The organism is Ralstonia sp. 1B3 (genome assembly GCF_036631435.1).
On record NZ_JAPNUG010000033.1, the window covers coordinates 34,660 to 51,526 of the forward strand.

General features: G+C 64.1%; 15 protein-coding genes and 2 pseudogenes. 16 read left to right on the forward strand and 1 reads right to left on the reverse strand.

Annotated features, from left to right (window positions below; all coding sequences use genetic code 11):
- Nucleotides 1-24 precede the first annotated feature (24 nt).
- Nucleotides 25-507, reverse strand: coding sequence for a FlxA-like family protein (locus OWR21_RS09965; protein ID WP_257878153.1), 483 nt, complete (start codon nt 505-507; stop codon nt 25-27).
- Here OWR21_RS09965 and OWR21_RS09970 point away from each other — a divergent pair.
- From OWR21_RS09970 to OWR21_RS10045, 16 genes and pseudogenes are all read left to right on the forward strand, one after another.
- On the forward strand, nt 506-682 hold the full coding sequence (locus OWR21_RS09970) for a hypothetical protein (RefSeq protein ID WP_332395124.1): 177 nt from the start codon (nt 506-508) through the stop codon (nt 680-682). The two genes, OWR21_RS09965 and OWR21_RS09970, sit on opposite strands and share 2 nt — an antisense overlap.
- Before the next feature lie 113 nt (nt 683-795).
- Entirely contained in the window at nt 796-1,617 is an 822-nt protein-coding gene (locus tag OWR21_RS09975; protein WP_332395125.1) for an ABC transporter ATP-binding protein, read from the forward strand.
- Nucleotides 1,601-2,431, forward strand: coding sequence for an ABC transporter permease (locus OWR21_RS09980; RefSeq protein ID WP_332395126.1), 831 nt, complete (start codon nt 1,601-1,603; stop codon nt 2,429-2,431). The genes OWR21_RS09975 and OWR21_RS09980 overlap by 17 nt, the downstream gene beginning before the upstream one ends.
- 27 nt (nt 2,432-2,458) lie before the next feature.
- Nucleotides 2,459-3,463, forward strand: coding sequence for an ABC transporter substrate-binding protein (locus OWR21_RS09985; RefSeq protein WP_147214369.1), 1,005 nt, complete (start codon nt 2,459-2,461; stop codon nt 3,461-3,463).
- Between the two features lie 20 nt (nt 3,464-3,483).
- Nucleotides 3,484-4,278 (forward strand): IclR family transcriptional regulator, encoded by a 795-nt coding sequence (locus tag OWR21_RS09990; protein ID WP_332395138.1) that lies wholly within the window; start codon nt 3,484-3,486, stop codon nt 4,276-4,278.
- 69 nt (nt 4,279-4,347) lie between these two features.
- A complete protein-coding gene (locus tag OWR21_RS09995) occupies nt 4,348-5,535 on the forward strand; it encodes a CaiB/BaiF CoA transferase family protein (protein WP_332395127.1) in 1,188 nt (395 codons plus the stop codon).
- A 2-nt stretch (nt 5,536-5,537) separates the two neighbouring features.
- Complete coding sequence (locus OWR21_RS10000; RefSeq protein ID WP_332395128.1) at nt 5,538-6,392, forward strand: citryl-CoA lyase; 855 nt, start codon at nt 5,538-5,540, stop codon at nt 6,390-6,392.
- Nucleotides 6,389-7,273: pseudogene (locus OWR21_RS10005) on the forward strand (SMP-30/gluconolactonase/LRE family protein); the annotation flags it as partial. The gene OWR21_RS10000 and the pseudogene OWR21_RS10005, both read left to right, overlap by 4 nt.
- A gap of 870 nt (nt 7,274-8,143) precedes the next feature.
- Entirely contained in the window at nt 8,144-8,461 is a 318-nt protein-coding gene (flhD, locus tag OWR21_RS10010) for a flagellar transcriptional regulator FlhD (RefSeq protein ID WP_004627783.1), read from the forward strand.
- 78 nt (nt 8,462-8,539) lie between these two features.
- Entirely contained in the window at nt 8,540-9,100 is a 561-nt protein-coding gene (flhC, locus tag OWR21_RS10015) for a flagellar transcriptional regulator FlhC (protein WP_092972206.1), read from the forward strand.
- Nucleotides 9,101-9,631: 531 nt separating this feature from the next.
- A complete protein-coding gene (gene motA, locus OWR21_RS10020; RefSeq protein ID WP_027679318.1) occupies nt 9,632-10,492 on the forward strand; it encodes a flagellar motor stator protein MotA in 861 nt (286 codons plus the stop codon).
- A 79-nt stretch (nt 10,493-10,571) separates the two neighbouring features.
- Nucleotides 10,572-11,519 (forward strand): flagellar motor protein MotB, encoded by a 948-nt coding sequence (gene motB / locus OWR21_RS10025; RefSeq protein ID WP_316877106.1) that lies wholly within the window; start codon nt 10,572-10,574, stop codon nt 11,517-11,519.
- Nucleotides 11,520-11,543: 24 nt separating this feature from the next.
- Complete coding sequence (locus tag OWR21_RS10030) at nt 11,544-11,957, forward strand: response regulator (RefSeq protein ID WP_332395129.1); 414 nt, start codon at nt 11,544-11,546, stop codon at nt 11,955-11,957.
- A gap of 18 nt (nt 11,958-11,975) precedes the next feature.
- Complete coding sequence (cheA, locus tag OWR21_RS10035; protein WP_316877105.1) at nt 11,976-14,153, forward strand: chemotaxis protein CheA; 2,178 nt, start codon at nt 11,976-11,978, stop codon at nt 14,151-14,153.
- A 76-nt stretch (nt 14,154-14,229) separates the two neighbouring features.
- On the forward strand, nt 14,230-14,721 hold the full coding sequence (locus tag OWR21_RS10040; protein WP_147214363.1) for a chemotaxis protein CheW: 492 nt from the start codon (nt 14,230-14,232) through the stop codon (nt 14,719-14,721).
- 123 nt (nt 14,722-14,844) lie between these two features.
- Nucleotides 14,845-16,687, forward strand: a pseudogene (locus tag OWR21_RS10045) (methyl-accepting chemotaxis protein).
- Nucleotides 16,688-16,867: the final 180 nt, after the last annotated feature.

Here is a 16,867-nt window from a genome sequence, read left to right on the forward strand (position 1 = left end):
AAAGCCGCCGCCGCGTTGCGCCCGTCAAGCCCTGACGGAAACCAGCGGTGGCTTGGCCGGCGTGATGGCCTCCGCGCTGGCGGGGTGGGCGGACTGTGCCGCCTGCGCCTGCGCTGCCTCACGGGTGTGCTGCCGGGTGTCGCTTACGGTGGACGAACCGGTGACCTTGTCTGTCGTGCGGGCCTTGGCGGCCGCATCGGTATTGCCGGTGCCGGAAGCGTTCTTGGAGGCGTTGTGGCGGTTCTCCAGCCGGGTCTCGGCTTGCTCGAGGCCGTTCTGCGCCTGAAGGCGCGCGATCTGCGCCTGCACGATCTGGATCTGCTGGCTCAGCAACTGGGCCTGCTCGCGTGCTTGATCGGGCGGCAGATTCTGCGCGGGAAGATCCTGCATCGACTTCTGCAGGTTCTTGAGCTGGCGCTGCAGGCGCTCGATGTCGGCGCCCGAGCTGCTTCCGCTGCCCGATGCGCCGGCGGTCGCAGTAGAAACGGAAGGGGAGGAAAGTTGCATGGCCATCTCGCTGATCAGTACGCCTGTCAACGGATGGCGGGCGGAAAACTTTAGGGTTCGGCCCAACAAATCTCATGAGTCTTTATCGCTGACGTTCTGTCAAAAAGAACGAAGGTTTGTTGGAAAGAACAAATTCGGCGATTTTTTGGTCGGTGGACGTCAATTATCTCCATGATCGGGGATGTTTACGGGTTTACGCCCGTTAACCCGGTCGTTGATGGTCTATAAAATAGAACAAAATTCCATATAACAGAACGCATCGAGAAAGGCGCGTTCACGGAGACGCCCATGCTTCCTTCCCCTCCGGCCCCGAGCGGCCGATCCCACGCCGGGTTGCCGGCGGTCCAGCTCAATCAGGTTTCAGTGCGGTTCGGCAGCTTCACGGCCGTGCAGGGCGTTGACCTGTCGATTGGTGAAGGCGAATTCGTGGCCGTGGTGGGGCCGACGGGCTGCGGCAAGAGCACGCTGCTGAACGCCGTGACCGGGCTGCTGAAGCCGGCTGGCGGCAGCGTCACGGTGTTTGGTGAGCCGCTGACGGGGCTGAACGGCAATGCCGGTTTCATGATGCAGCAGGACTCGCTGCTGCCCTGGAAGACGGCGCTCGACAACGTCGCGCTTGGTTTGGTGTTTCAGGGCATGCCGGTGGATGAAGCCCGCGAGCGCGCCCGTCCGTGGATGAAGAAGGTCGGCCTGGCCGGCTTCGAGGCGCGCTATCCGCATCAGCTCTCGGGCGGGCAGAAGAAGCGCATCAGCATGGCGCAGACGCTGATCCTCTCGCCCAAGATCGTGCTGATGGACGAGCCGTTCTCGGCGCTGGATGTGCACACGCGCCACCTCATGCAGAGCGAGCTGCTGCGCCTCTGGCAGGAAGACCGCAAATCGCTGCTGTTCATCACACACGACCTGGAAGAGGCCATTGCGCTGGCCGACCGCGTGGTCGTCATGTCCGCGGGGCCCGCCAGCCGGCCGGTTGGCGATGTGGAAATCACGCTGCCGCGTCCGCGCAACGTGTCTGAAATCAACATGTCCGACGCGTTCATCCGCCTGTATCGCGAGATCTGGTCGATCCTCGGCACCGAAGTGGAGAAGAGCCATGCCGTCCAGCACTAACACGATGCCTACCGTGGGCACGCAGCGCGCCGGTCTGGCGCACAAGACGAAGATCCGCCTGTTCCAGCTGGCCGTGGTGGTGTTGATGTTCGGCTCGTGGGAGGGCCTCGGCCGCGCGGGCGTGGTCGATCCGTTCTATTTCTCGATGCCGTCGTCGATTGTCGCGCGTATCTGGGAGTGGTTCTCCGGCGGCGACATCTATACGCACCTGGCCATCACGCTGGCCGAGACGATTCTCTCGTTTGGCATCGGCACGCTGCTCGGCATCAGCCTGGGGCTGTGGCTCGGCTTGTCCAAGCTCGCGGCCGAGGTGCTGGACCCGTTCATCAAGATCTTCAATGCGATCCCGCGCATCCTGCTCGCGCCCATCTTCGTGATGTGGTTCGGGCTGGGGCTGACCTCCAAGGTGGCGCTGGGCGCGACGATGGTGCTGTTCATCACGTTCTTCAATACGTACCAGGGCGTGCGCGAGGTGAACCCCGTCATCCTGGCCAACGCACGGCTGCTCAAGGCCAGCCGCATCAGCCTGCTGCGCCACGTCTATGTGCCGTCCGCCACCAGCTGGATTCTTTCGAGCCTGCGCGCTTCCGTCGGCATGGCCGTCATGGGCGCGATCGTGGCGGAGTACCTCGGCTCGTCTGCCGGCCTGGGCCACCTGATTGCGCAGGCCGAAGGCGTGTTCGATGCCACCGGCGTGTTTTCGGGGATCGTCGTGCTGTCGGCCTTCGTGATTGCGCTGGACCGCAGCGTCGATGCGCTCGAAGGCAAGTTGCTGGTGTGGCGCCCGAAGGTCGACCCCGAAACGGGCGCCTGAGCGCCAATCACAATGATGGAGACAACCATGAAGCGATGGATTTCGGCCCTGTTGTGTGCGGCCGTCTGCACGGCAGCCAACGCCGCCGAGCCGGAGAAGAAGGATGTGAGCCTGTCGGTCGGCTCGATGATCCTGAACTACATGCCGGTGCCGCTCACGCAGTCGCTGGGCAACTTCCAGAAGGAAGGGCTCAACGTGAAGGTGGAGAACTTCCAGGCCGGCGGCAGCAAGGCGCTGCAGGCGCTGATTGCCGGCTCGACCGATGCGGTGGTGGGCTTCTATGACCACACCATCCACATCCAGGCGCAGGGCAAGGACATTGTGTCGGTCGCGCTGCTCAACACCACGCCCGGCATCGTGCTGGCCGTGCGGCCCGACCTCGATATCAAGAGCGGCAAGGACTTGAAGGGCAAGAAGATCGGCATCACGGCGCCGGGCTCGTCGACCGATCTGTTTGCCCGCTATTACGCCATCAAGAGCGGCCTGCAGGTGAACGACGTGTCGTACATCGCCGTGGGTTCCGGCGCGCCGGGCATGGTGGCGCTGGATCGCAAGGAGATCGATGCGCTCGTCAATTTCGACCCCGTAGCCAGCCTGCTGGAGAAGCGCCGCGCCGCCAAGTTCCTCGTCGATACGCGCACCGATGCCGGCTCCAACGCCGTGTTCGGCGGCCGCTACCCGACCGCCACGCTGTACGTGACGCGCGACTTCATGACGAAGAATCCGGAGACGGTGCAGCGTCTGGTGAACGCCTTCATCCGCACGCTCAAATGGATCGACGCCAGCACGCCCGAGGCCATTGCCGACAAGATGCCCAAGGAGCAGCAGGTGGGCGGGCGCGACGTGTTTGTCGATGCGCTGCGCCACTCCAAGCCGATATTCTCCAAGGACGGCCTGATGACCGATGCCGATGCCAAGGTGGCGCTGACGGTGCTTTCCAGCTACGACGAAAAGATCCGCAACGCCAAGATCGACCTGGCGAAAACGTACACTAACCGCTTCGTCGACCAAGCCCTGAAGACGGTGAAGTGAACCGTCTCGCCCAACCCGCCATGATCGCAGAGCGCCAAACCACCCAGAACGAGATCACGCCCGCCGCCAACGAGGGCGATGCCGCCACGCCGGGGCAGTCGGGCGTGGCTGCACTGGACCGCGCGTTCTCGATCCTGTTTGCGTTCCGCCCTGGCGATTACGCGCTGACGCTGGCCGAGCTGGCCGCGCGCACCGGGCTGTACAAGAGCACGATCCTGCGGCTTGCCGGCTCGCTCATCCAGCACCGCATGCTGTTCCGCCTGGAAGACGGCCGCTACCAGATCGGCGCCGCGCCGTTGATGCTCGGCGCGCTCTACCAGCGCAGCATGCGCCTGGGCGACGTGGTACTGCCGCACATGCGTGCGCTGGCTGAGGCCACGGGCGAGGCGGTGTCGCTCTACATCCGTGAGCGCGATGTGCGTGTCTGCCTGCACCGCGTCGATTCGAACCATTCGATTCGCGATCACGTGCGCGAGGGCGACGTGCTGCCGCTGGAGCGCGGTTCGGGCGGGCGCGTGCTGTGCGCGTTCTCGGGCATGCAGGGCGCCACGTACGACGCGATCCGGCGCGATCACTATTACGTCTCGATCGGCGAGCGCGATCGGGAAACGGTGGGCCTGTCGGTGCCGGTGTTTGGCGTGCAGCAGGCGCTGCGGGGTGCGCTGTGCCTTGCCGGCCCGGCCTCGCGCATCGACGGGGCGCTGTTGCAGTCGTGGCGCGTGCCGGTGCTGGAGCACGCTGCGCAAATCACATCCACGCTGGGTGGCGACCCCGCGCCGCTGCGTCTCGCTGCCCAACTGATCTCTAAAACCTAGGCTCCGCCAAGACGCCCAACTTCCTGAACGGGCGAGGGGCGAGCCGACTGTGTAGCAGGAGTTGTTTTCATGGCTTTGCCTCTCGCGGGTTTGCGCGTGCTCGACTTGTCGAACGTGCTGGCCGGGCCGTTCTGCGGCTATCAGCTGGGTTTGCTCGGCGCTGAAGTCATCAAGATCGAGGTGCCCGGCAATGGCGATCTCGCCCGCCGTCTGGGCGCCGATCCGGAGCAGGCGCGCCGCAAGATGGGCGCCTCGTTCGTCGCCGTCAATGCGGGCAAGCAGTCCGTCACCGTCAACCTGAAGCACCCGGAAGGGCGCGCGATCCTGCTCAAGCTGGCGGCGCAGGCCGACGCGCTGATCGAGAACTACCGCCCCGGCGTGATGGACCGCCTGGAACTCGGCTACGACGTGCTGCGCGAGGTCAATCCGCGTCTCGTCTACTGCGCCATCTCGGGCTTCGGCAAGGACGGCCCGCTCAGCGGCAGACCCGCATACGACCAGATCATCCAGGGCATTTCCGGCGTGATGAGCGTCACCGGCGACGACGCATCGGCGCCGCTGCGCGTCGGTTACCCGATCAGCGACACAGTGGGTGGCATCACGGCAGCATTGGCGGTGACGGCCTGCCTGCTCGGCGCGCAACGCACGGGCGTGGGGCAAATGGTGGATGTGTCGATGCTGGAATCGACGCTCGCCACCATGGGCTGGGTCGTCTCCAACTATCTGAATGCCGGTGTGACGCCGCAGCCGATGGGCAACCAGAATTTCACTGCCGCGCCGTCGGGCACATTCCGCACGGGCGATGGGCTGATCAACATCGCCGCCAACGAAGACAAGCAGTTTGCCGCGCTGTGCCGCGTGGTGGGGCATCCGGAACTGGCCACCGACGTGCGCTTTGCCGAGCGCCATGCACGCAAGGAACATCGCCAGCAGCTCAACGATGCGCTGGAAGCGGCGTTGGCCGCGCGTCCCGCTGCTGAATGGGAGCCGCTGCTGATCGAAGCCGGCGTGCCGGCCGGGCTGGTGCTCGACGTGCCCGGCGTGCTGGCGCACGAACAGGTGACGGGCCGCGGCTTCGTCACCTCGTTCCCGGAGGCCGGGCAGCACGTGACGCGCGCGGGTTTCCGCCTCTCGGGCGAAGACCCGTGCCCGCAGACGCCAGCGCCGTCGCTCTCCGCCCATACCGACGACTGGCTCGCCAGGCTCGGTTACCGCCACGACCAAATCGAAGCCTTGCGCGCCGAAGGCGCCATCTGATCATGACGACCGCCCCGACACAGGACGCCGCCGGCCTCGCTGCCGATTACTGGCGCACCGACATCATCGACATCGAACCCGGCCGCATCCACGTACGCGGCTACCCGATCCAGGAGCTGATCGGCCAGATCGGCTTTGCCGAAATGATTTGGCTGATGCTGCGTGGCGAATTGCCGGCCAAGCGGCAGGCGGCTTTGCTGGAAGCGGCGCTGGTGGCGTCGGTCGATCACGGCCCGCATGCGCCATCCATTGCGATCGCGAAGATGGCGACAAGCTGTGGCCTGCCGCTCAACGGCGCGATGGCGTCTGCGTTGAATGCGCTGGATGACGTGCACGGCGGAGCGGGGCAGCAGGCGGTCGAGCTGTTCCACGATATCGAGGCGCGCATCTTCGACGGCGCTTCGCTGGAGGCGGCCACGGCGGCGGGTGTCGACGCGTTCATCGCTGCGCATGGCAAATACCTGCCGGGCTTTGGGCATCGTTTTCACCCGGTCGACCCGCGCGCCGGGCGCCTGCTCGCGCTCGTGGACGAGGCGGCGCAGGACGGCGTGGTCGGCGGGCGCTATGCCGCTATCGGTCGCGCCATTGAAACGCTGCTCTCCAGTCGCAAGGGCAAGCCGATTCCGATGAACATCGACGGCGCCACGGCCGTCATCTATGCGGAACTGGGTTTTGCGGCGCCGCTGGCGCGCGGCGTGTTCTGCCTGTCGCGCGCCGTTGGCATCCTGGCGCACGCCTGGGAGCAAAGCGGCCGCGGCGAGCGCAACAAGGGCCCGATGCCGCGCCAGTTGCCGTACCGCTATACCGGGCATGCCACGCGGCATCTGGCTCACCCTGAACCCGCCACCGCGCCATGACGTATTTCAACTGGCCCATCGTCGAAACGACCGTCTTTGCGGAGATGCCGGGCGCCTTGCGTCGCCCGATGCCGACCGAATGGTCGCGCGCCAACAAAGGCGGCGCGCCGGTCGATTGCTTTCTGGAAGGCCCGTGCTGGGATGCACACGGCAATCTCTGGCTGGTCGACATTCCGCATGGCCGCATCCTGCGCGTCTCTGCGCAGGGCGATTGGGATGTGGTGGCGGAGTACGACGGCGAACCGAATGGCCTGACGCTGCGCCATGACGGCACGCTTCTGATTGCCGACTACAAGAATGGGTTGCTGTCGCTCGACCCCAAGACGGGCGCGGTCACGCCGTTCCTCACCCGTCGCAACAGCGAGCGCTTCAAAGGCCCCAACGATCTGATCGTCGCCCGCAACGGCGATGTGTATTTCACCGATCAAGGCCAGACCGGCCTGCATGACCCGACCGGCCGTGTGTATCGCCTGCGCGCGGATGGCCGGCTCGACTGTCTGCTCGCCAATGGCCCGAGCCCCAACGGTCTGGTGCTGACGCCCGACGAATCCGCGCTGTTCGTTGCCATGACGCGCGACAACGCCGTCTGGCGTTTGCCGCTGCTCGCCGACGGCAGCACGAGCAAGGTCGGCCGCTTCGCACAGTTCTACGGCACCAGCGGCCCGGACGGCATGGCGATGGACGCAGCCGGCCACCTCTTCGTCGCGCATGCATCGCTGGGCGCGGTGTTCGTCGTCTCGCCGCATGGCGAACCGCTGGCGCGCATCGCGTCATGCCGGGGGCGCACCACCACCAACGTTGCACTCACGCCCGACGGGCAATCGCTCGTCATCACCGAATCCGCCACGGGCACCGTATTGCGCGCCCGCTGGATCTCGCCGCTCAAGATTGACGGCACACGTGAGCGGTTGCTGCGGCTCACGTTGTCCTACAGCTGTCCTACAAGAAGGGCGGCCGTCAGATCGTCAAAATTTCCCCAATTTTTCCTCATGAAGGCGGTCACGCCGCACTTTTGCTGTGCTGCAGCACGGGAAGTGACGGTACCGTCCTTTCGCGCCTCGGCAAGCTCATCGCACGACGGCTTTTTGTATCGTTTAAGTAGACGTGTCTGGTTTAGATAGACAGAGAGGTAGGAGTCGTCCTACAAAATCGCCATTTGACTGTAGGACCGCTCCTACAAAATTGGCCAAAAACGGGTCGGAACTGTCCTACACGGCGTGTAGGAGTGGGTCAGAAGTGTCCTACAAGCGGTTAACCCGGCATCCGATGCTCACAGTCGCAGAAGTGCGACGCCTTCTTTGTTGATTTTCGGCAACTTTAGGCAATTTAATTGCTATCTTTGGCCGTTCATTGGGGTAAATACGTGTCAAACACCCGCTTTAGCGCATCGTCCACCCAGGGCTGTTGCGTCGGCAAAGGCTTCATTTGCAACGTTTATTAACAGATTTGTAGGAAAATCGCCTACAAGAGATCGGACTACCTCACCCCTCCGACGTAGGGGTCCCCCTTCTTTACTTAGCCCGGACGTAAAACCCACAATGTGTTCAACAGAAAACAACTTCGCCATGTCTTTAGCGACGTGAGTAAGAAGGAGCAGGAAGTGCCGGCAACGGCGCCGACTGCAGGAACATCCGATCTGTGGGGATTGGTGAACAGCCCGGCGAGGGTAGGCGCAAAAAGAGAGCGCCACCGGACGTCACCATGCGAGATCGGATGCAAGTTGTACTTTTACTGCACACGACGGGACATACATGGACACGCAAGACATTGTTTCCGAGATCAGCGAACTGAATCTCACCTACTTGATGCTTGCCCAGCAGATGCTGGCCAAGGATCGCGATGCCGCGCTCTTTCGCCTGGGCATCTCTGAAGAATTGGCAGACATCCTGTTGACGATGTCGCCCGCGCAGATCGTCAAGCTGGCCAGCACGAACATGATGCTGTGCCGTTTCCGCTTCGACGATCACGCCATCCTGGGTCTGGTGACCCAGCCGCACCGTGACAAGGGCCTGCAGCAATCGCAAATGTCGATTCTGCTGGCACGTCAGGCGGTTGAGCAGATCAGCTGAGCCATTTGCGGCGGGTTTTTCCGCCGGGTTCAGAGATTGCACTTTGGATGGGTAGTAAGCGAAAGCGGGAGCAGTGCCATGCGTCACACCAGCGTCATGAACGAAGTTCAGCAGATCCACCTCGCAGCGGAATTGATTTCGCTCGGTGCGCGCCTGCAATTGCTGGAACAGGAAACCACGCTCAGCCGTGAGCGTCTGGTCAAGCTGTACAAGGAAATCCGTGGGGAATCGCCGCCCAAGGGCATGCTGCCTTTCTCGGCAGACTGGTTCCTGACGTGGTCGCCGAACATCCATTCGTCGATCTTCCTGAACATCTACCGTTTTCTGGGCGAGAACAGCCGCAGCACGGGTGTGCGCCGCTTGATCTCGGCCTACAAGCTGTACCAGGAACATATTCACGTCCACGAACAGGAAGAGGTGCTTTCGATCACCCGCGCGTGGATGATGCTGAAATTCTTCGAGGGGAAGATGCTGCACACCGTGAAGTGCAAGCGCTGCACCGGCCATTTCGTGGCCCACGCAGACGACCTGCACCACGATTTCGTGTGCGGTGTGTGCCAGCCACCGTCACGCGCAGGCAAGAAAAAGCGCGTCGCTGCTCCGGTTGATGCGATCGCAGAAAAGACGGTGGACGCCTGATCACGGCATTTGCAAGAAGACGGGAATACGGGAAGACGGGAGCACGGAAGTTGCAGGACCGCCGGGGGATGGAAAAAAAAGGGCGGACGGGAAATACGGGTAGCAGTACGGGAAATACGGGAATAGCCGGCCAGATCGGCACATAACAATACAAAGAACAAAGAGCAGGAACACAGAGCAGGAAAGCACAGGGGCTCAGGCAGGACAAAAGGGGAAGGGGGTAGGCCGGTCGCAGGAAACTGCGGACCGGCATTTTTGCCGCTGGGCGCAGAAAACGGACGAAAAAGTCGGGACGGAAAGCGATTTCCGTCCTTTTTTCTTTGGATTCGCCCAGGGGAACGTCTTCTTTCAGCCAGGTGGTGCTCAAGCCGCCCGTTTTGTTGCCGTTCTTGGGGAAGAAGGGCGCGGCGGCGGGGTTTCGCAAGGTTCGCGCAGCAGCAAAACCAGGGGCTCCGGCCTTCAGTTAAACGGGGGAATGCCGATATTCCCCTTTGTATTGATCGAAGGATCGCCCATTCAGGAGTTCGCCCCGTGTTAGTTGCCATCGGTTACATCGTGATTCTCGCGTCGGTGTTCGGCGGCTACATGCTGGCCGGAGGACACCTCGGGCCCTTGTTCCAGCCGACCGAACTGCTGATCATCTTCGGCGCCGGCATTGGCGCCTTCGTGGTCGGCAACGACAAAAAGGCCATCAACGCCACCGTCAAGGCGCTGCCGGGCCTGTTCAAAGGCTCGAAGTACACCAAGGCCCTCTATATGGAAGTGATGGCGCTGCTGTACGTGGTGCTGTCCAAGATCCGCCGCGAAGGGATGATGTCGATCGAAGCCGACATCGAAGCGCCGCACGAAAGCGCGCTGTTCGCCAATTACCCCGCCATCCAGGCCGATCACCACGCGCTGGATTTCATCTGCGATTACCTCCGCCTGATGGTCGGCGGCAACCTGAATCCGTTCCAGATCGAAGCGCTGATGGATCAGGAAATCGACACCCACCACCACGAAGCCGAGCAACCGGCCCGCATCATCACCAAAGTGGGCGACGCCATGCCGGCCTTCGGCATCGTGGCCGCCGTGATGGGCGTGGTGCACACCATGGGCTCGGTCGGCCTGCCGCCGGCAGAGCTGGGCAAGCTGATCGCGTCCGCGCTGGTCGGTACGTTCCTCGGGATCTTGCTGGCGTACGGCTTCATCGGGCCGCTGGGTTCGCTGCTGGAGCAGCGCGCCGAAGAATCGACCAAGTTGTTCCAGTGCATCAAGGTGACGCTGCTGGCCAGCATGAACGGCTACGCCCCGGCCATTGCCGTGGAGTTCGGCCGCAAGGTGCTGTTCTCGACCGAGCGTCCGTCCTTTGCCGAGCTGGAAGACCACGTCCGTGGCGCCAAGACAGCGTAGCGCTGAACCCCATATGACACAGAGCGTGGCCAACGAGCCAAGCCATTAACGACGCAGCACACACCGACGGGAACGGACCATGAGCAAGTCCAGCACGCCGACCTTCATTGTCATTCGGCGCAACAAGAAAGGCGGACACGGCCACCACGGTGGCGCGTGGAAGATCGCCTACGCCGACTTCGTGACCGCCATGATGGCGTTCTTCCTGCTGATGTGGCTGCTCAGCTCGGTGACCAAGGCCGAGCTGTCGTCGGTCGAAACGTATTTCCGCACGCCGCTGAAGGTGGCGCTGTTCGGTGGCGCCGGTTCGGGCGATCAATCGAGCATCCTGCAAGGCAGCCCCGCGCTCAAGCAGAACATGCCGCAGCCGAACCCGAGCCCCAGCCCGACCGTGCAGCGCCAGCGCAACATCCGCGACGAATCGGACGATGCGGCGCTCAACAAGCTCAAGCAGAAGATTGCCGAGATGGTCGAGACGAACCCGGTGATGAGCCAGTTCAAGCACCAGTTGCTGATCGACATGACCACCGAGGGCCTGCGCATCCAGATCGTCGACCAGCAGAATCGACCGATGTTTGCCAACGCCAGCGCCGAGGTGCAGCCCTACATGCGCACCATCCTGCGCGAGCTGGGCTCGGCGCTGAACGACGTGCCCAACCCGATCAGCCTGTCGGGCCACACCGACGCCACGCAGTACGCCACGCAGCACGGCTACAGCAACTGGGAACTGTCGGCTGACCGTGCCAACGCGTCGCGACGCGAGTTGGTGGCCGGCGGCATGAAGCCCGAGAAGGTCAGCCGCGTGGTGGGCCTGGAGGCGTCGGTGCCGCTGGACAAGACCAACATCTACAACCCGATCAACCGCCGCATCAGCATCGTCGTGCTCAACGCACGCGCCGCTGAAGCCGTGCGTTCGGGTGGGGTCGAGCCGGTGGCCGACCTGCGCAATGACGGCAAAGACACGCTGACCGACGCCGCCGCACGTGCCACGGGTGTGGCAGACGCGGTGACTGCGGCCAAGCCATAAAGAGCGCCGAGGGAGAAACAGTCGATGAGCGAGAAACACATCCTGGTGGTGGACGATTCCACATCGATCCGCCGCATGATTGCCGCGTGCCTGCGCGAGTGCGGCTTTGCCGTGACGGAAGCCGGTGACGGCACTGCCGCGCTGGAGGCCGCGCGCACGCTGGCCCAGGGCAGCCACCACCTTGTGATCACCGACCAGGTGATGCCGTCGATGGACGGCCTGACCCTTATCCGTGCCCTGCGCACGCTGCCGACCTACGCCGACACCCCGATCCTCATGCTGACCACCGAGGCAGACAGCACCATCCGCGACCAGGCACGCGCTGCCGGCGCGACGGGCTTCCTGCCCAAGCCGTTCGACCCGGATGGGCTGACGGATTCGGTGATGCAGCTGCTCGAATGGCATGCGCAGACCCACGGGTCTGCATCGACGCATTAAACGACCGAGACGACAGATATGAACCTCGACCTTAGCCAGTTTTTCGGCGCCTTCTTCGAAGAGGCGGAAGAGCTGCTCGTCGACATGGAGCGGCTGCTGCTCAACCTCGATGTCGCCAACCCTTCTTCTGATGATCTGAACGCCATCTTCCGCTGCGCGCACTCCATCAAGGGTGGTGCCGCGACCTTCGGTTTCACGCACATGACGGAACTCACGCATGTGGCGGAATCGATTCTGGACCGCGCCCGCACCGGTACCTTGCAGCTGCGCGAAAACATGGTGGATGCCTTCCTGGAAACGAAAGACGTGTTGAAAAGCCAACTTGATGCCTACCGGCAAGAGCACCCCATCGATACGGCCACGCTCGAATACATGGTGGCCAAGCTCAACAGCCTGACCGCCGAGGAAGGCGCCCCTGTTGCCGCCGCACCGGCGGCTGCGGCGCCCGTGGTGGCGACGCCCGAACCAGTGGCTGCGCCTGAACCCGAGCCGGTGGTCGTCGAAGCGCCTGCGGCCGACGCCGTGGGCGACATCGAAGGCGGCCTGGACATCAAGCTCATCAACGTCTCGAATGAAGACTGCGAGCTGATCGTCACCGAACTCAAGCACCTGGGCACCGTGCTGCGCCACGTGCGCACCGGCCGCAACAGCGACATCGTGCTGCAGAGCACCTGCACCGCCGACGACATCACCGCGGTGAGCTGCTTCATCATCGATGCCGACCAGATCGTCATCACGCCGCACGTTGGTGGCGCCGCGCCGGCCGCGGCCGAAGCCGCCGCACCGGCTGTCGCCGCACCGACGCCCGCCGCCGCACAGACGGAAGTGCATGCCCCCGCTGCCAACGAAGCCGCGCCGGCGCAGGCGGTTGCCGCTGCCGCCGCCCCGGCGCCGACCCGCCCGGCCGCTGCCGACCACAAGCCCGCCGTGGCTGCAGAAACGTCGATCCGCGTGGGCGTGGAAAAGGTCGATCAGCTCATCAACCTGGTGGGCGAACTCGTCATCACGCAGGCCATGCTGGCGCAAACCGCGCAGGCCTTCGACCCGGTGCTCAACGAACGCCTGTTTGCCGGCCTGTCGCAGCTCACACGCAACGCGCGCGACCTGCAAGAGGCCGCCATGTCCATCCGCATGATGCCGATGGACTACGTGTTCAACCGCTTCCCTCGCCTGGTGCGCGACCTGGCGCACAAGCTGGGCAAGCAGGTGGAGCTGTCGACGTTCGGCAAGTCGACCGAACTGGACAAGGGCCTGATCGAACGGATCATCGATCCGCTTACGCACCTGGTGCGCAACAGCCTGGACCACGGCATCGAACTGCCCGAGGCCCGCGTGGCCGCCGGCAAGGACGCCACCGGCCAGCTGCTGCTCTCCGCTGCACACCAGGGCGGCAACATCGTCATCGAAGTGAGCGACGACGGCCAGGGCCTGAACCGCGACAAGATTCTCAAGAAGGCCCGCGAGCGCGGTCTGCCCGTGTCGGACAACATGACCGACGACGAGATCAACCAGCTCATCTTCGCGCCGGGCTTCTCCACGGCCGACCAGGTGACGGACGTCTCCGGCCGCGGCGTCGGCATGGACGTGGTCAAGCAGAACATCCAGTCGATGGGCGGCTACGTCGAGATCCAGTCGCAGAAGGGCAAGGGCACCACGATCCGCATCGTGCTGCCGCTCACGCTCGCGATTCTGGACGGCATGTCCGTCAAGACCGGCGACGAAGTGTTCATCCTCCCGCTGTCGTGCGTGGCCGAATCGCTGCAGCCGCGTCCGGAAGACATCAAGGCCGTGCCGGGCGGTGGCCGCCTGCTGAAGGTGCGCAACGAATACCTGACGCTGGTGCCGATGTACGAACGCTTCCGCATCACGCCGTCGCTGCCCGATCCGTCGGAAGGCATCGTCGTGATCCTGGATTCGGAAGGCAAGAAGATTGCGCTGCAGGTGGACGAACTGGTCGGCCAGCAGCAGGTGGTGGTCAAGAACCTCGAGACCAACTACCGCCGCGTGCCCGGCATTTCGGGCGCGACCATCCTGGGCGACGGCAGCGTTGCACTGATCGTCGACGTGTCGGCACTGATGCGCGAGACCCGCTCGGGCCATTCAGAAAACGCGATGCGTGCCGTTACTGCCGAAAAGCACGAGATGGGCGAAGCACAGGGCGGCCGTTTCTCGACCGAGGCGATGGCCGCGGCATAAGCGTTCACGCCTGCAGGGTGGAATCCGCCACCGCAACGAATTCAATCTAGTGGCCCGATGGGCCGAGGGAGCCGCAATGGAAGTCAAGGAACACGCGATCGGCGAAGACACCGGCGGGGAGGAATACCTGGCCTTCACGTTGGGCCGCGAGGAATACGGCATCGACATCCTGAAGGTGCAGGAGATCCGCGGCTACGAGACCGTCACGCGCATTGCCAATGCGCCCGATTTCATCAAGGGTGTGATCAACCTGCGCGGCATCATCGTGCCGATCGTTGATCTGCGCATCAAGTTCCAGCTCGATCGCGTCGAGTACAACCAGTACACCGTCGTCATCATCCTGAACCTGATGGACCGCGTGGTCGGCATCGTCGTGGATGGCGTGTCGGACGTGCTGACGCTGCAAAGCCAGCAGATCAAGCCGGCGCCGGAGTTCTCGGGCGCGCTGGACACGGAGTACATCCGCGGCCTGGGTTCGATCGACGAGCGCATGCTGATCCTGGTGGACATCGAGCGTCTGCTGATGTCGGCCGACATGGCACTGTGCGACGAAGCGGAAGCTGCCTGATCGCGACATGAATCCGGCTGGGGCGCGGCGCACGTGCCCACAGCGATTGAGGCCGGGCCGAAGGGGCCCGGTGGGCGACAAGACACCGAAACAACAGGTGCGGCGCCGTTAGGGGAGGGAAGCATGTTCAGCAAAATGACCATCCGGCTCCGCTTGGGGCTGATGATGGCGGGCATTGGTGTGCTCGCCGTCATCGTAGGCGTGACGGGCCTGATCGGCATGCGACACGCCAACATCCGCGTGCAGGACGGCTATGCCGTGCAGCTGGCGGGCACCGTGGCATTGGCCGAATCCGATTCCAACCTCCTGAGCTTCCGCATCGTGCTCGATCGTGCAGCCATGGCGCCCAACGCGCCCGGCATGGAAAAGACGATCGAGCGCGCCAAGATGTTCCTCGACAAGTCCGACGCCGCCTGGAAGCGCTACCGCGCGCTGCCCACCACGGCAGACGAGCGCAAGCTGGCCGACGAGGCCCAGGGCCTGCGCGATGCCTTCGTGCGTGACGGCGCACAGGTGTTGATGCAAGCCGTGCAGGCACACGACGAGGCGCGCATCAACAAGACGGTCATGGACGTCATGCCGGCGCTGTACCGCCCCCTTGGCGACAAGGTCACGGCGCTTAACCGCCTGCAGATGGACACGGCCAAAGCCAGCTACGAAGCCAGCCAGACCGAGCATCACAATCTCAGCGCCCTCACCACGGGCCTGCTGCTGGGCGGCATTCTGGTGGGCGGGCTGCTGACGTGGGCGCTGCGCCGGTCGATCACGGTACCGCTGCTGCGCGCCATCGAACAGGCCGAACACATTACGCAGGGCGACCTTACACACCATCCAGGTAGACCGCGCCGACGAAACCGGCCGCCTGCTGCATGCGCTGCAACGCATGCAGGACAGCCTGCAGAAGATGGTGGGGCAGGTGCGCTCGGGCTCCGACTCCATTGCCAGTGCCACGCAGCAGATCGCGGCCGGCAACGCAGATCTCTCGCAGCGCACGGAGCAGCAGGCTTCGGCGCTGGAAGAAACCGCGTCGAGCATGGAAGAACTGACGAGCATCGTGCGTCAGAACGCAGACAACGCGCGCCAGGCCAGCACGCTGGCCGGCAACGCATCGGACATCGCCGTCAAGGGCGGTGAAGTCGTCGGCCGGGTGGTGGACACCATGGCCGGCATCAACGACAGCAGCAAGAAGATCGCCGACATCATCGGCGTGATCGAAGGCATTGCCTTCCAGACGAACATCCTGGCGCTGAACGCTGCGGTGGAAGCGGCCCGCGCGGGCGAGCAGGGCCGGGGCTTTGCCGTGGTGGCGGGCGAGGTGCGCAGCCTGGCGCAGCGCTCGGCCACGGCAGCCAAGGAAATCAAGGAGCTGATCAGCGATTCGGTCGGCCGCGTTGAAAACGGCACCACGCTGGTGGCAGAGGCGGGCAGCGTCATCGACGAGGTGGTCGTTGCCGTCAAGCGCGTGACCGACATCATGGGCGAGATCAGCTCTGCATCGGACGAACAAAGCGCCGGCATCGAGCAGATCAACCAGGCCGTCACGCAGATGGACGAAGGCACGCAGCAGAACGCCGCGCTGGTGGAGCAAGCCGCCGCCGCTGCGATGTCGCTGCAGGAGCAGGCAAGCGGCCTGCGCCAGGCTGTGGCGGCGTTCCGTGTGCAAGCCGGCACGCAGGCAAAGGCGGTCCCGGCCGTGCCCGTGGCTGCTCGCGCGGCTGCCAAGCCGGCGCCGAAGGCCAAGGCCGCACCGCGCCGTGCCGCCAAGCCGAAGGCCCCGGCACGCAATACCGCTGAACCCGTCGCGCAGACCGCCGCTGCATCCGCAGCACCGGCCGGCGCCAAAGAACAACAACGCGAGCGCACCGCCGCCGCTGCCGTCACCAAAGCGGCTGCGTCAGCGCCCAAGTTGCCCGTACCCAAGCTCGTTGCCGCGGGCGGCGACGATAGCGACTGGGAGACCTTTTGACCATGTATGCACGGGATCTTCGCTGCTCGCGAAAGCTCTCTCGTGTGTGTTTGTGGTGTGCAGCCTGCCCTCTGGGGCAGGTTTTTTTTGCCTGGGCTAGTGCCCGCTGAAGCCGGGGTGACCCCCCACTGAAGTGGCATGACCCCATGGCGGTTCTAAAGAGCCGTCCTCTCGGAACCG

Bases quoted from the DNA above. Each gene is read 5' to 3' on its own strand.
- OWR21_RS09970 (WP_332395124.1), top strand. From the start codon at position 506: ATGGCCATCTCGCTGATCAGTACGCCTGTCAACGGATGGCGGGCGGAA.
- OWR21_RS09965 (WP_257878153.1), bottom strand. From the start codon at position 507: ATGCAACTTTCCTCCCCTTCCGTTTCTACTGCGACCGCCGGCGCATCG.
- OWR21_RS09975 (WP_332395125.1), top strand. From the start codon at position 796: ATGCTTCCTTCCCCTCCGGCCCCGAGCGGCCGATCCCACGCCGGGTTG.
- OWR21_RS09980 (WP_332395126.1), top strand. From the start codon at position 1,601: ATGCCGTCCAGCACTAACACGATGCCTACCGTGGGCACGCAGCGCGCC.
- OWR21_RS09985 (WP_147214369.1), top strand. From the start codon at position 2,459: ATGAAGCGATGGATTTCGGCCCTGTTGTGTGCGGCCGTCTGCACGGCA.
- OWR21_RS09990 (WP_332395138.1), top strand. From the start codon at position 3,484: ATGATCGCAGAGCGCCAAACCACCCAGAACGAGATCACGCCCGCCGCC.
- OWR21_RS09995 (WP_332395127.1), top strand. From the start codon at position 4,348: ATGGCTTTGCCTCTCGCGGGTTTGCGCGTGCTCGACTTGTCGAACGTG.
- OWR21_RS10000 (WP_332395128.1), top strand. From the start codon at position 5,538: ATGACGACCGCCCCGACACAGGACGCCGCCGGCCTCGCTGCCGATTAC.
- flhD (WP_004627783.1), top strand. From the start codon at position 8,144: ATGGACACGCAAGACATTGTTTCCGAGATCAGCGAACTGAATCTCACC.
- flhC (WP_092972206.1), top strand. From the start codon at position 8,540: ATGCGTCACACCAGCGTCATGAACGAAGTTCAGCAGATCCACCTCGCA.
- motB (WP_316877106.1), top strand. From the start codon at position 10,572: ATGAGCAAGTCCAGCACGCCGACCTTCATTGTCATTCGGCGCAACAAG.
- OWR21_RS10030 (WP_332395129.1), top strand. From the start codon at position 11,544: ATGAGCGAGAAACACATCCTGGTGGTGGACGATTCCACATCGATCCGC.
- cheA (WP_316877105.1), top strand. From the start codon at position 11,976: ATGAACCTCGACCTTAGCCAGTTTTTCGGCGCCTTCTTCGAAGAGGCG.
- OWR21_RS10040 (WP_147214363.1), top strand. From the start codon at position 14,230: ATGGAAGTCAAGGAACACGCGATCGGCGAAGACACCGGCGGGGAGGAA.